We start from the raw sequence: 14,055 nt of genomic DNA, 5'->3' as shown, positions 1-14,055 counted from the left end.
AGGGTATTCCTATGCTCCGGCCATGCAGCTGATCCAGCAGATCCCTGAGATTCACGCCTATCTGGCATCCAGTGAGGCGATCGACCACTGGCATCCGGTCGTGCAGGAAACCTCCGACACGCTCTGGTCGTCCAGCGGCGACGCATACTCATACGCCAAGACCGCCTTTGAGTTCGTCCGCGACACCCTCGCCCACTCGGGCGACTCCGGCGATCCGCGCGTCACCTGGCGCGCGTCCGACGTCCTCACCGCGCGCAACGGCATCTGCCACGCGAAGTCCCATGCGCTCGTCGCCCTGCTGCGCGCCCAGGGCATCCCGGGGGCCCTGTGCTACCAGCGCCTCACCGAAGACGACGGCACGAACCCCGTCGTGCACGGCCTCGTCGCCCTGCGGCTGCCGGGCGCCGCGCGCTGGTCCCGCCTCGATCCGCGCGGCAACAAGCCCGGCGTGGACGCCCGGTTCGACCTCGACCGGGAACGACTGGCCTTCCCCGTACGCCCGGAACTCGGTGAGACCGACTACCCCGAGCTCTACGCCGCCCCGCACCCGGCCGTGCTCAGGGCCCTTCAGGAGTCCGCGGACCGGCCGCGGTCGTGGCGGAGCCTCCCGACGTCCCTGTAGCTCCCTCGTGGTCGGGCCGGTCGGGCCGTCCGGGCTTCGGCGCCGCCATGAGGGTGTGCAGGAGCGCCGCCGCGAGCAGCAGTCCGGCGATCCCGGTCAGCAGCGCCGCCGCGGGTACGTCGGCCGCGACCCCCACCAGGGCCGCCCCGGTCGACGCCGCCGTCATCTTCAGGCCCGCGCCCAGGGTGAACACCTGGGTCCGCGCCCCGTCCGGCGCGTACTGCGCGCGGATCCGCAGCGTCGCCGTGAGCAGCGGCCCGTCGCACACCCCGGCGAGCGCGAACAGGGCCGCCGCCACGGCCGTCGACGGGGCGCACGCGGCCGCCGCGAGGGCGGCCCCGGTCCCGGCCAGCGCCCACCGCGCCAGCCGGCCGGACTCCACGGACGTGACACGGCCCAGCGTGAGCGACCCGCCGAGAGCGCCCACCGCGAACGCCGTCATCAGCACGCCCCCGCCGCCCGGGGTGCCGAGCTCCGTGGCCAGCAGCACCGAGACGGTGGTGAGCGAACCGATGCCCACGAAGCCCAGGGTCGTGGCCGAGGTGACCGCCCGCAGCTCGCGGACCCGCCACAGGGCCGCGAGCCCCGCGCCCAGCCCGGCCCGGGGTGCGCCCGGGCCCTGGCCCGCGCCCTGCTCCTCGTACGGGAGGGTGGCCGCCAGGATGGCCGCCAGGGCGCCGGACGCCGCCAGGGCGGCCATGGCGGGCCCCGCCGAGCCCAACGCGGCGACCAGGCCGACCGCGGCCGGCGCGGTGACGGCCGCCGCGTTGTAGGTCGCGGCGTCCCAGCCGTACGCCCGGTCACGGCCCGGTCCCGCCGGAACCAGGCCGGTGATCAGGCTGGAGAGTCCTCCCGTCACCATCGGCCCGCAGGACCCGCCGAGCACCGCCACGGCCAGTACGAGCGGTACGGGAGCCCGGCCGAGCAGGACGGTCAGTGTCGCGACGGCCGTCGCGAAGCCGGCCAGGGCGCCGGCGTGGAACAGCCGCGGCCGGCGGGCGCGGGCCGCCGCCACGCCCGCGAGCGGGGCCGCCAGCACGTGCGGGGCCAGCCAGGCCGTCAGCACGAACGCCCCGTGCGCCGCGCTCCCGGTGCGCTCCAGGGCCAGCATCACCACCGCCATGCCCATGCCCTCCGAGGCGATGCGCGCGGCCAGTGCCGCCGCCAGGTACCGCCCGAAACCGCCCATGGAACCCCTCCCCGGTATGGTGTAACGCGATAGACGCTCAAGACGTTACGTCATGTGGGTGTAGGGCGAAAGGATGTGGGGATGGGTGACTCGCGGGACGGCTTCTCGGCGGCCCGGCGGCTGATCGACCTCGCCGAGGCGGTCCGGGCGGCTCCCGAACTGCCGCGCGCCGACCTCGCGGAGCTGCTGGCCCGGCACGGGGAGCGGCCCGCCGACCTCACGGAGGAGGCGTTCCCCGAGGCGGGCGCGGCCGAACTGCGCGCCGCGGCACGGCGGATGGGGGAGGTGCTCGGGGAGGGCGACGAGGGCCGCGCAGCGGAGGCCCTCAACGCGCTGTTCGCGCAGTACGGCACCCGCCCCCGGCTGACCCGGCACGACGGCCACCCCTGGCACCTGCACGTCGACCGGGGCGAGGAGGCCGGCTGGGGCGACTGGTTCCTCGCCTCGGGCGCCCTCGCGCTCGCCCAACTGCTCACGGAGTACGGGCGGATCGCCTGGGGTGCCTGCGCCGCGGCGGGCTGCGGGCGGTTCTTCCTCGCCACCGGGCCGGGGAGCGCGCGCCGCTACTGCTCCGGCGGCTGCGCCACGCGGGCGCGGGTCGCCGCCCACCGCCGCCGGAAGCGGGAGGGCGGCGGTCCGGGGTGACCGCGGGGGCCGTCCGGATCCCGACGGGGTCGCCGTGAGGTCACGGGCTCCCGGATGCGTCAAGCCACGAGATCCAGCGGCATGACGGGACGCGGTCGGCGAGGCGTACTGGAGGGATCCATTCCGGCTTCCTTCACGAGGAGAACGGCCATGACCCACCGCTTTCGATCCCGACGCCTCGCCCTGCTCGTAGCCTCCACCGCCATGGCGGCGGGAGGCCTGCTCGTCCCCACGACCAGCTTCGCCGCCACCCCGGCGGCGCCGCACGGGGCCGTGGCGGACGGCACCGGTGGCGGCGTGCACGTCCCGGACGGGGGGCCGCAGTGGCAGTGCTTCGCCGCCCCGTGCGAACCCCCCGGCGGCACCCGCCCGATGACGGACGGCCATGAGGACGGGGACCACCACGGCAAGCCGGACCACGGCAAGGGGGACCGCCATGACAAGTGGGGCGGCCACCGTCCCGGCCGGAACGACGACGGCGGGGTGCACGTCCCGGACCGGGGACAGCAGTGGCAGTGCTTCGCCGCCCCGTGCGAGCCCCCCACCGGTGCCCGGCACTGAAGGCGGGCCACCCGTGCTCCGGACTCCGGGACCTTCTGCGGTCCGGGAGGCCGGAGTTCCGGACGCGGGGTCAGCCGGCCTCGCGGACCTCGGCCGCCGTCGGCGCGGTACCGCCCAGGTGGGCCGGGAGCCACCACGAGTCGTCGGCGCCCTTCGGCTTGTCCGGGTAGGCGCGCTGCGCGGCGTCCAGCAGCTCCTGCACGCGCTCGCGCAGCCGGCGGGTGATGGCGCCGGCGTACTGGTCGGCCGGGGCCTCCACGGGCTCGCCCACGCGCATCGTCACCGGGATGTGGCTGCGCTTGAGGTTCTTCGGGCGGCCCTTGGTCCACAGCCGCTGGGTGCCCCACAGCGCCACCGGGATCAGCGGGACCCCGGCCTCCTGCGCCATGCGCGCCGCCCCCGACTTGAAGCTCTTGAGCGTGAAGGACTGGGAGATCGTCGCCTCGGGGAAGACACCGATGATCTCGCCGGCCCGCAGCGAGTCCAGGGCGTGCTGGTAGGCCGCCTCGCCCTGCTTGCGGTCGACGGGGATGTGCTTCATCGCGCGCATCAGCGGACCGGACACCTTGTGCCGGAACACCGACTCCTTGGCCATGAAGCGGACCAGGCGCTTCTGCGGCCGCGCCGTCAGGCCGGCGAAGATGAAGTCGAGGTATCCGATGTGGTTCGACACCAGGACCGCACCGCCCTTGCGGGGGATGTTCTCGGTGCCCTTCATGTCGATACGGATGTCCAGGGCGCGGAAGAGTCCGTGCGCGGCGCCGATCACGGGAGGGTAGACGAGCTCAGCCATGGTGGGGAGACCCCGCTTTCTGCCTGGGGAGGTGCTCCCGGCCGGAAGTTACGGAAGCGTAGGTACGCGACCATGGGGATCGTGCCCCATACGCGGCCCGCTGGCCAGTCCAGAAGCCCCTGCCAGGGGAGATTCTCATCACGCCGGGAATGCCGCGGCCCCCTGGGGCGCTCCGATCCACGGACGAGCGTACGAGGATGACGTACGCGGACGAATGCCGAGAGGGGAGTGCGGGTGCCGGGGCGGGAAGACGTGCGGACCAGGCTGGGTGCGGCCGAACTGGGTGCGGAGCCGGGGGAGCGGGCCAGCCTGGTGCAGTTCTCCAGCGCCTTCTGCCAGCCCTGCCGGGCCACGCGGCGGATCCTCGCGGACGTCGCCGCGATGGTGGACGGGGTGACGCACATCGAGATCGACGCGGAGGAGCGGCTCGAACTGGTGCGGGCCCTCGGCATCGAGAAGACCCCGACCGTGCTGGTCCTGGACTCCGGTGGCCGGATCGTGCGGCGGGCGGCCGGGATGCCGCGCAAGGCGGACGTGATCGCCGCCCTCGGGGCCGCGGTGTGACGCGCGGCCAGGCCGCGGGGCGGCCCGATGCGGCGGGGGTCGGGGCGCCGGTGCGCGCGCCCGCACACAGAGTGACGCGCCTGACATCTGCCCGATCCCGCTTGACTGGGTCCACGGGAGATCGCCACGCTGGCGGTATGCGGTATGAACTCCTGCTCTACGGGCGGGTCCATGTGGACCTCGTCCGCCACGCGAGCGCGCGCTGTCGGGGCCACTGAACAGCCCGGCCCCCGATCCCCGACCGTGCCCGCGTGTCCCGCGGCAGAAGGCAGAACCCTGATGACTGCTCCGACAGTCCCGACGGCCCCCGTGGTCCCCACGGCCCCGTCCCCCCGTTCCCCCCTTTCCCCCCGGTCCGGCGGCGCAACGGCCACCGGAACGACCCGCGCCGGCTCACCCGACCTGTTGCGCTCGGTCTTCCGGCAGCACGCCGCGGGGGTCGCCGTGATCACCGCCCAGGACGGCGGCCGGCCGGTGGGGTTCACCGCCACCTCGCTCAACTCCGTCTCCGCCGATCCGCCGCTGCTGTCCTTCACGATCTCCACCGGGGCCTCCAGCTGGCCCGCGGTGCGCGACAGCGAGTACCTCGGTGTCCACATACTCGGCGAGCACCAGCGGGAACTGGCGGGTCTGTTCGCCCGCAGCGGAGCCGACCGCTTCGGTCCGCCGACCGGCTGGGTCACCGGTCCGCACGGGGTGCCGGTGCTGGACGGCGTACTGGCGTGGCTGGTCTGCAGGGTGGCCGCGCGTGTGCCGGCCGGCGAACATCGTGTGATCATCGCTGAGGCGCTCGTCGGGGATCCGGCCGGGGAAGGCCGCCCGCTGCTGTACCACCAGGGACGCTTCAACGCGTTGCGCGACTGAATCGTCCCTGCTTGGAAGGGTCGGACGGCGTTGGGCAGATCACAGCTCGGCAGCCTTGCGACTTGGCGGGACCCACGGTGTACTGACGAGTAACATTCCCTTCGGAGCGCGGGCCGCCCCGACCGGGATCCGCCCGACAAGGCGCCTATGCTGCCTGCATAAGGCGGTACCAGAAAAGACGATGCGGTAGGAGAGCCGGCGTGAGCCTGAGGATCGTTGTCTGTGTGAAGTACGTGCCCGACGCCACGGGCGACCGGCAGTTCACCGAGGACTTGACCGTCAACCGTGACGACGTCGACGGCCTGCTGTCGGAGCTCGACGAGTACGCCGTCGAGCAGGCGCTGCAGATCGCCGACGAGGCCGACGATGCCGAGATCACCGTTCTGACGGTGGGCCCCGAGGACGCCAAGGACGCGCTGCGCAAGGCGCTGTCGATGGGCGCCGACAAGGCCATCCACGTCGAGGACGACGACCTGCACGGCAGCGACGTCATGGGCACCTCGCTGGTGCTCGCCAAGGCGATCGAGAAGGCCGGCTACGACCTGGTCATCACCGGCATGGCGTCGACCGACGGCACCATGGGCGTCCTGCCGGCGATCCTGGCCGAGCGCCTGGGCGTCCCGCAGGTCACCCTGCTCTCCGAGGTCAAGGTCGAGGACGGCACCGTGACCGGCCGCCGTGACGGCGACACCGCGAGCGAGCAGCTGGAGGCCTCCCTCCCCGCGCTCGTCTCGGTGACGGACCAGTCGGGCGAGGCCCGCTACCCGTCCTTCAAGGGCATCATGGCCGCCAAGAAGAAGCCGGTCGAGTCCTGGGACCTGTCCGACCTGGACCTGGAGTCCGACGAGGTCGGCCTCGAGGGCTCCTGGACCGCGGTCGACTCCGCGGCGCAGCGCCCGGCCCGCACCGCCGGCACGATCGTCAAGGACGAGGGCGAGGGCGGCAAGCAGCTGGCCGAGTTCCTGGCCGGCCAGAAGTTCATCTAAGAACCTCGGCCACCCCTCTTAGCCCCCAGACACTTCGCAATCGCAGGAGAGCAGTCCCATGGCTGAAGTTCTCGTCTACGTCGACCACGTGGACGGCGCCGTCCGCAAGCCCACCCTTGAGCTGCTGACGCTGGCCCGCCGCATCGGCGAGCCCGTCGCCGTCGCGCTGGGCGCCGGTGCCGACGCCACCGCCGCGGTGCTCGCCGAGCACGGCGCGGTCAAGGTCCTCACCGCCGACGCCCCCGAGTTCACCGAGTACCTCGTGGTGCCGAAGGTGGACGCGCTCCAGGCCGCGTACGAGGCCGTGTCCCCGGCCGCCGTGCTCGTCCCGTCCTCCGCCGAGGGCAAGGAGATCGCCGCGCGCCTGGCCGTCCGCATCGGTTCGGGCATCATCACCGACGCCATCGACCTGGAGGCGGGTGACGAGGGTCCGGTCGCGACGCAGTCCGCCTTCGCCGCGTCGTTCACCACCAAGTCCCGCGTCTCCAAGGGCACCCCGGTCATCACCGTGAAGCCGAACTCGGCCCCGGTCGAGGCCGCTCCGGCCGCCGGCGCCGTCGAGGCGCTCGCCGTCACCTTCGGCGCCCTGGCCACCGGCACCAAGGTCACCGGCCGCACCCCCCGCGAGTCGACCGGCCGCCCCGAGCTGACCGAGGCCGCGATCGTCGTCTCCGGCGGCCGTGGCGTCAACGGTGCCGAGAACTTCGGCATCATCGAGGAGCTCGCGGACTCCCTCGGCGCGGCCGTCGGCGCCTCGCGTGCCGCCGTCGACGCCGGCTGGTACCCGCACACCAACCAGGTCGGCCAGACCGGCAAGTCGGTCTCCCCGCAGCTGTACATCGCCTCCGGCATCTCGGGCGCGATCCAGCACCGGGCCGGCATGCAGACCTCGAAGACCATCGTGGCCGTCAACAAGGACGCCGAGGCCCCGATCTTCGACCTCGTCGACTACGGCGTCGTCGGCGACCTCTTCACGGTCGTCCCGCAGCTGACCGCGGAGATCAAGGCGCGCAAGGGCTAGTCGCCCGCCCCGGGACGGCAACACGACGCGTACCGGGTGCACGAACGAGTGAGGGCCTTCCGGGGCCGGTGCGGACGGTGACGTCCGCACCGGACCGGGAGGCCCTCGTCGTATCCGGGTCTCGCGCCGGGCCTCCTCGTCCCCCGGGGCGGGGGTGCTCCCCGAACCCCTCTCGTGCGGTCGGGCCAGGAGCGTAGGCTGCGATCAGCCCGGGGAGGGCGCGGGAACGGGGAGGAGTTCGTCCGATGCGGGGCGCGTTACTTGAGGGGCGTTACCGGCTGGGGCGCAGGCTCGGGGCCGGTGGGATGGGCGAGGTGTGGCAGGCCCGGGACCTGCGGCTCGACCGGGAGGTCGCGGTCAAGGTGATCTCCCGCGGCGTGGCCGGTGACCGCCTCCTGGAGGAGCGGTTCCGCAAAGAGGCCCGCATGGCCGCGAGCCTGGCCCATCCCCGGATCGTGACCGTCCACGACCACGGCGAGGTCGAGGTCGACGGCACCCCGGTGCTCTTCCTCGTGATGGAACTGGTGCGGGGGCGGCCCCTGACCGCCGTGCTGCACGACCACCGCTCGGGTGTGGACCCGGGCACCGTGATCCGGTGGGCGGTCCAGATCTGCGAGGGCCTGGCCGCGGCACACCGGGCCGGCGTGGTCCACCGGGACATCAAACCGGCCAACATCATGGTCCACGGGCCCGCCGAGGCCGACGTCACCATCTGCGACTTCGGCATCGCCCGCCTCGCCGAGGAGACCGGGACCGCTCTGACGGCCACCGGCGCGGCCATCGGCACGCCGACCTACATGTCCCCGGAACAGGCGCGCGGCGACGGCCGCATCGACGGCCGCAGCGACCTGTACTCCCTCGGCTGCATGCTGTACGAGCTGCTGGCGGGCAGGCCGCCGTTCACCGGCTCGGGGCTGTCGGTGCTCTCGCAGCACCTCACCGACGAGCCCGCCCCCATCAGGGACCTCCGGCCCGCAGTGCCCGAGGGACTGGAACGGCTGGTGCTGGAACTGCTGGCCAAGGAGCCCGCGGCGCGACCGGCCGACGCGCAGCAGGTGATCGACCGGTTGGGCAAGGCGGCGCGCGGTGCCCGGTCCGGGCCCCGCTCCCGGACCGCCGCCGATCCGGCGCCCCGGCGTGACACCGAGAGCGCCCTGGGTTCCGACGCGCCCGCGCCGGGCCCCCGCGTGCGTGCCGGGTCCCGCCATCCGGTTCCGGCCTCGTCGGTGCCCGGAACACGGCCGAGGCTCCTGTGGGGCTCGGTGCTCGCGGCCGCCGGGGTGTACACCCAGCTCGTGGTCCTGGGCGCATGGGGGTCGCTGACCTTCGGGACGCTCGGTGCCGCACTCCTCGCCTGCCTGCTGGCCTTCCTCGTCTCCAAGAGTTCCGCCGACGTGGCCGAGGAGGAGAGCCGGGGTGTTGCGGCGGCGGTGACGGCCGGAGCCCTCATCGGGGTGCTGCTGCTGTACTGGCCGCCGGCCCCGTGGTGGGTGGGGGTGCCGGTCCTGCTCCTGTCGGGGTTCGTGCTGCTGTTCCTGGCCCACTTCGTCCGGGGGCTGGTGGGCGCGGTCGCCCGGCGGGACCCCTGGGTGGCCTGGCTCGGTACGGAGTCCGGGCTGTTCAACGCCGTGGTGTTCGCCGCCCTCCTGGTGGCCGACGGCAGAGCCGTCTACGCCGCGGTGGGCTGGGGGCTGGCGGCGTGGCCGGCCGCGGCCCTCGTCACGGCCCTGTTCGTTCCCCGCCTGCGGGCGGCCCCGGCCCCGGCCTGATCCGGCTCCGTAGCCGTTGACCTGCGTACTCTCCGACCAAGGGGCTGTGTGGTGTTTGTCACCGCGCAGCCCCGGGTCGTTTGTCCCGGACGGCGGGGGGACCATTGACGGAGCGGAACCCCGTGACTAAATTCTGCTATGCGGATCTAAGCTTCCGTGAAGTGGAAAAGAGGAGAGTGCACGATGGGTCAGCAGGAGAAGGTGGCGACGAGCCTCGCAGGCGCGGTCAGCGAGGGCATCAGCGCCTCCCTCGCGCCGGTGGACGCGGAACTCGCGCGCCACTACCCGGGCGACCCCGGCACCCGGCAGCCCATCCACACGGTCTACGTACCCGGTGACGTGTTCGCCGCGGACACCATCCGCTCCTGGGGGGACCAGGCCCTCGCCGCCCTCGACGAGCACGCCCCGGACGCCGCCACCTTCGCCAAGGTGCTCGGCATCTCCGACGACCTGGCCGTACCCGTCTACGACCGTGTCCGCGCCAAGCTGCTCAGCGAGCCCGTCGAGGACCTCCGCGTCGACTTCGAGGACGGCTTCGGCGTCCGCTCCGACGAGGAGGAGGACCAGGCCGCGGCCCGCGCCGCCCGCCTCGTCTCGGAGGCCTTCTCCAACGGCACCAACGCGCCGTACATGGGCATCCGCATGAAGTGCATGGAGTCCAACGTCCGCGACCGCGGGATCCGCACCACGGACATCTTCCTCTCCGGCCTGCTGGAGCACGGCGGCCTGCCCGAGGGCCTCGTCCTGACCCTGCCGAAGGTCACCTACGCCGAGCAGGTCAGTGCCTTCGTGAAGCTGCTTGAGGCCTTCGAGACCGCCCGGGGCCTGCGCCCGGGCCGGATCGGCTTCGAGATCCAGATCGAGACCAGCCAGTCCATCGTCGCCTCCGACGGCACCGCCACGGTCGCGCGGATGATCGAGGCCTCCAAGGGCCGTGCCACCGGCCTGCACTACGGCACCTTCGACTACAGCGCCTGCGTCGGCGTCTCCGCCGCGTACCAGTCCAGCGACCACCCCGCCGCCGACCACGCGAAGGCGATCATGCAGGTCGCGGCCGCCGGCACCGGCGTGCGCGTCTCGGACGGCTCGACCAACGTCCTGCCGATCGGCACCACCGAGCACGTCCACGAGGCCTGGAAGCTGCACTACGGCCTGACCCGCCGCGCCCTGGCCCGTGCCTACTACCAGGGCTGGGACATGCACCCGGGCCACCTGCCGACCCGCTATGCGGCCGTCTTCACCTTCTACCGCGAGGGCCTTCAGGCCGCCGCCGCGCGGCTGAAGGCGTACGTCGCCAAGATCGAGGGCGACGTGATGGACGAGCCGGCCACTGCCAAGGCCCTGGCCGGCTACCTGGTCCGCGGCCTCGACTGCGGCGCGGTCGGCACCGACGAGGTCACCGCCCTCACCGGCCTGACCCGCGCGGAGCTGGACGCCTTCGCCATCCCGCGCCGCTCGGCGACCCTGACGGCCACCAACTGATCACGGCGCCACCGAGGCCCGCCCGGGGCGTTCCCGGACGGGCCTCGGTGGCGTGCCGGCCTCAGTCGAGGACGAACGTGTTCTGGTCCGCCACCTCGGTCACGATGTCCGCCACGGCCTTCAGGAAGCTGTTCTGGTCGGGGGACGCGGCGGCGGTCGGAACGGGCGCCCCGCGGCCGAACACGTCGGCGTCGATGATGCGCGCCCGGGCGAAGGTCGACCTCGGTCCGTGCTGCCGGTAGGCGTCGAGCCACGCGTTCTGGACGTCGGTCCTGAGACGCTGGTCGATCAGTGCGTACAGCTTCCCGGTCACGGCACTGGAGATCTCGTCGATCACCGCCCCCTGCTCCTCCTCGGTCGGCGCGCCCCCTTCCCAGCGGACCGGACGCTGAAGCAGGAGGAAGATCTGCACCTGGAGTTCCGTGCGCAGGTCGGCGACCGGCCGCAGGGAGTCGTACTCGTCGCGGCCCTCGGCCAGCCTCCGCGAGAGGGCCTTCACCCGTGTCCAGTGCTCCTTGGGGGCGTCCGGGTTGTGCGTCAGGCCGAGCAGCCCGCGCCACCGGGTGTGGAAGTTGCGGGAGGCCTCACTGACCGCGATGGAGAGGTTCATGCGGTCGAAGACCGGCCGGGCCGGCCCGGTGTCCGGCGCCGCCTCGTCGGCGGACAGGTCCGCACTGAGGGAGCGCATCTGGCCGGCCGTCCGTTTCCCTTCCCTCCCGCAGTCGTCCAGCGGCCTGTGCATGCCTCCGACGAAGTAGCAGTGCCGTTCGAGCTGGGTGCGGACGGCGCGTTCGCCGACCGGGCCGAGTTCCTTCCCCATGGCGTTCAGGACGTTCTCGACCGACGCGAGGACATGCTGCTTGCGGTCCGCGAAGCGGGGGAGGTTGTCGGCCCGCATGTGGTCGAAGTGCGTGAAGAGGAAATGCAGCTTCCCGGAGTTGCCCGACACCGCGACGGCCTTGAGGGCGGAGACCGGAGCCGCCTGCATGGGAGCGGTCGCGTTGTCGACGACGAGGATCGCGTCCACCTCGTCGATGCGCTTCGCCAGATCGGTGGAGACCGAGGCCGCCGACTTCGGCGTGTGGCCCAGGCCTTCGACGTCGATCAGGACGAGGCGGTCGCTCGCCTCCGCCCAGGTCGGGACGAACGGTCCGGCGACCCGGATCCCGTTCACCAGCGGTGTCAGCAACCTGCCGAACAGGGGCGCGTAGTTGCTGGAGAACCGCATCACGGTCTTCAGGAACGCGGCGCGGTCCTCGGTCTCCAGCGTCCAGCTGAGCGGCCATCCCTGACGGGTGCGGCGCAGCTCGCCCTCCGTCAGCAGGGAGAACCTGAGCTCGATCTCGTGCAGCAGGCCGTCGACGACGGCGTGGAACTCCTCCAGGGCGCGAAGGGAGGTGTCGAGCGTCTCCTCCACGACCTCCTCGACGACCCTGGCGTCCTTGTCGGTGGCCCCCAGCTCCTCGCGTGCGCTGACGGTGCACTTCTCGACCATGGCGCGCAGCCGGGGCAGGGTCTGGACGAGCAGGGCCACCGTGGCGGCCGGGTCGATGACCTTCAGGTCGGCGGGGCCGAGTACGTCCTCGGCCCCGCCCTCTCCGGCGTCGTCGAACTCGTCCTCGTCGAACTCGTCCTCGTCGTCATCGCCGAGGTGGTCGCCGTCCGTCGGGACCTCGGGCCGTCCCAGGACGTAGCTGAAGCGGAAACGCTGGTTCACGTGGTCCACGAGGCGCCGGAGGGCGTCTTCTTCGGATTTGCCCTGGAAGAGGGCGAGCGCGGCGGCCGAGACGTTCTCCGTGAGGTGGTCGATGACCTCGTCACGGCCGGCGAAGGTGATGGCGGCGCGGTACGGCCCGGCTTCGGTCAGCACGATCTCGGTGTCGGCCACGGTGGTCTTGGCGGTCGACGTGGAGGGGAACCGCTCCGTCTCGGGGTCCGTACCGAGGAGCTGTCGTACGACGGTGGTCTTGCCGGCGCCGGTCGTGCCGACGAGCAGGACGTGCTTGTAGCCCTCGGAGGCGGTGGGCAGCGCGAGGAGGTCGTCCCGGATCTTCCGGAAGTCGGTCCGGGTGGATTCCAGGTCCTCGTAGAACACGTCCACCACACGGCTGTCGAAGAGCTTCGCGGCCTGCTGGCGCAGGTGCGGCTCCCAGAGGGACTGCGTGCGCAGGATCTCGTTGAGCTGGTCGACCAGTGCGTCCGCCTCGGCGTCCACCGCCGTGCCCAGTCCGCGCCGCACCCTTCTGCCCGGGCGGCCCGTGGAAGGGTCCAGGCGCACCGGGTGGCGGAAGATCACGGACCACCCCTCGCGCCCCTGGCTCCGGCTCTTCTGTGCGGTGTACTGCGGGCCCATGGCGCCTCCGGTTGTTCCCCGTTGTTCCGGGACCGATGACGCTGGCAGACGGCCGACGGAGCGTCAAATCCCTTGCGGGGCAAGGCGAATGGGTGCGCGATTCAGGTGTTCGGCCGTCCCCCACCGGGTGGGCGCCTGCGCGTACGAAAGCGCTGCGTGCGCGTGGTGCGGTGCGCGTTCGCGCGCCTGGCGGCGCCCCCGCCGTGGTCGAACCTCAGTTCGTGGGAGGGATCTCGCCCGAGCCGCGGGGGATCAGCCGGGTGGGGAGTTCGATGCGGGCCGGGGCCAGGTCCGCGCCCGCGAGGCGCTGGAAGAGGCGGTCCGTGGCCACCCGGCCCAGGGCCGCCGGGTCCTGGGCGACCACGGTGACGCCCGGGCGGAGCAGATCGGCCAGCTCGAAGTCGTCGAAGCCGACCAGCGCCACCGGCCGGGCGTACGCCGCGAGGACCCGTACGACGGTCACCGTCACCCGGTTGTTGCCGGCGAAGACGGCGGTCACCGGGTCGGGGCCCGTGAGCATCGCCCCGGCCGCCGCCGCGACCCGTTCCGGGGCCGTGGACCCGAGCGAGATCCAGGAGTCGGAGACCGGCAGGCCCGCGTCGGCCATCGCCGAGCGGTAGCCGCGCAGCCGCTCGGCCACCGTGTGGATGCGGGGGTGGTCGCCGATGAAACCGATCCGGCGGTGGCCCCCCGCGATCAGGTGGGCCACCCCGCCCCGGGCACCGCCGAAGCTGTCCGACAGCACCACGTCCGCGTCGATCCGCCCCGCCGGCCGGTCCACGAACACCGTGGACACCCCGGCCCGCATCTCCGGCTCCAGATAGCGGTGGTCGTCGCCTGCGGGGATCACGATCAGCCCGTCCACCCGGCGGGCGCACAGCGCGAGTGCCAACTCCCGCTCCCGGTCCGGGTCCTCGGCGCTGGAGCCGTTGATGAGCAGTGCCCCGTGCGCGCGGGCCACCTCCTCCACCGCCCGGTTCAGCGGGCCGTAGAAGGGGTCGGCGAGATCCTCCAGGACCAGGCCCACGGTGGCGGTACGGCCCTTGCGCAGCACCCGGGCACTGTCGTTGCGGCGGAAGCCGAGGGCCTCGATGGCCGCCTGGACCCGTCGTTCGGTCTCGGGGGTCACCCCCGGCTCACCGTTGACCACGCGCGACACCGTCTTCAGGCCGACGCCCGCCTGGGACGCCACGTCCTTCATGGTCG

13 protein-coding genes are annotated in these 14,055 nt (G+C 72.9%); 9 read left to right on the top strand and 4 right to left on the bottom strand.

Features of this window, described 5'->3' with window-relative positions:
- The first annotated feature begins 22 nt into the window (after positions 1-22).
- Entirely contained in the window at positions 23-622 is a 600-nt protein-coding gene (locus DEJ51_RS02875; RefSeq protein WP_150255984.1) for a transglutaminase-like domain-containing protein, read from the top strand.
- Here the strand turns inward: DEJ51_RS02875 and DEJ51_RS02870 are convergent.
- Positions 558-1,811, bottom strand: a complete 1,254-nt coding sequence (locus tag DEJ51_RS02870; RefSeq protein WP_150255982.1) for an MFS transporter — start codon at positions 1,809-1,811, stop codon at positions 558-560. The two genes, DEJ51_RS02875 and DEJ51_RS02870, sit on opposite strands and share 65 nt — an antisense overlap.
- 81 nt (positions 1,812-1,892) lie before the next feature.
- Here DEJ51_RS02870 and DEJ51_RS02865 point away from each other — a divergent pair, with 81 nt between their 5' ends.
- Positions 1,893-2,456, top strand: coding sequence for a CGNR zinc finger domain-containing protein (locus DEJ51_RS02865; RefSeq protein ID WP_150255980.1), 564 nt, complete (start codon positions 1,893-1,895; stop codon positions 2,454-2,456).
- A 150-nt stretch (positions 2,457-2,606) separates the two neighbouring features.
- Positions 2,607-3,017 (top strand): hypothetical protein, encoded by a 411-nt coding sequence (locus DEJ51_RS02860; protein ID WP_150255978.1) that lies wholly within the window; start codon positions 2,607-2,609, stop codon positions 3,015-3,017.
- 70 nt (positions 3,018-3,087) lie between these two features.
- On the opposite strand, the gene DEJ51_RS02855 is transcribed toward DEJ51_RS02860, so the two are convergent.
- Positions 3,088-3,810: a lysophospholipid acyltransferase family protein gene (locus DEJ51_RS02855; RefSeq protein WP_030713622.1), complete on the bottom strand. Its 723-nt coding sequence runs from the start codon at positions 3,808-3,810 to the stop codon at positions 3,088-3,090.
- A 228-nt stretch (positions 3,811-4,038) separates the two neighbouring features.
- On the opposite strand from DEJ51_RS02855, the gene DEJ51_RS02850 reads away from it, so the two are divergent.
- The 6 genes from DEJ51_RS02850 (at position 4,039) to DEJ51_RS02825 (ending at position 10,496) form a co-directional block, all read left to right on the top strand.
- Positions 4,039-4,374, top strand: coding sequence for a thioredoxin family protein (locus tag DEJ51_RS02850; protein WP_150255976.1), 336 nt, complete (start codon positions 4,039-4,041; stop codon positions 4,372-4,374).
- A 279-nt stretch (positions 4,375-4,653) separates the two neighbouring features.
- Positions 4,654-5,238 carry a flavin reductase family protein gene (locus tag DEJ51_RS02845; protein ID WP_150255974.1) on the top strand — a complete coding sequence of 195 codons (585 nt, stop codon included), beginning with the start codon at positions 4,654-4,656 and terminating at the stop codon, positions 5,236-5,238.
- A gap of 200 nt (positions 5,239-5,438) precedes the next feature.
- The gene (locus DEJ51_RS02840; RefSeq protein WP_030012969.1) at positions 5,439-6,224 is read left to right on the top strand and encodes an electron transfer flavoprotein subunit beta/FixA family protein; all 786 of its coding nucleotides are present in this window, start codon (positions 5,439-5,441) and stop codon (positions 6,222-6,224) included.
- Between the two features lie 58 nt (positions 6,225-6,282).
- Entirely contained in the window at positions 6,283-7,245 is a 963-nt protein-coding gene (locus DEJ51_RS02835; RefSeq protein ID WP_150255972.1) for an electron transfer flavoprotein subunit alpha/FixB family protein, read from the top strand.
- Between the two features lie 245 nt (positions 7,246-7,490).
- Entirely contained in the window at positions 7,491-9,014 is a 1,524-nt protein-coding gene (locus DEJ51_RS02830; RefSeq protein WP_150255970.1) for a protein kinase domain-containing protein, read from the top strand.
- 183 nt (positions 9,015-9,197) lie between these two features.
- On the top strand, positions 9,198-10,496 hold the full coding sequence (locus tag DEJ51_RS02825; protein ID WP_150255968.1) for a DUF6986 family protein: 1,299 nt from the start codon (positions 9,198-9,200) through the stop codon (positions 10,494-10,496).
- Positions 10,497-10,557: 61 nt separating this feature from the next.
- Here DEJ51_RS02825 and DEJ51_RS02820 read toward each other — a convergent pair whose 3' ends face one another.
- Both DEJ51_RS02820 and DEJ51_RS02815 read right to left on the bottom strand, forming a co-directional pair.
- A complete protein-coding gene (locus DEJ51_RS02820; protein WP_223835635.1) occupies positions 10,558-12,792 on the bottom strand; it encodes a hypothetical protein in 2,235 nt (744 codons plus the stop codon).
- Between the two features lie 271 nt (positions 12,793-13,063).
- On the bottom strand, positions 13,064-14,050 hold the full coding sequence (locus DEJ51_RS02815) for a LacI family DNA-binding transcriptional regulator (RefSeq protein ID WP_223836129.1): 987 nt from the start codon (positions 14,048-14,050) through the stop codon (positions 13,064-13,066).
- Positions 14,051-14,055: the final 5 nt, after the last annotated feature.

Source organism: Streptomyces venezuelae (assembly GCF_008642275.1).
Classification (GTDB): Bacteria; Actinomycetota; Actinomycetes; order Streptomycetales; family Streptomycetaceae; genus Streptomyces; species Streptomyces venezuelae_E.
The sequence above is the reverse complement of the archived record's forward strand: the minus strand, read 5'-3'. Positions and strand labels throughout refer to the sequence as shown.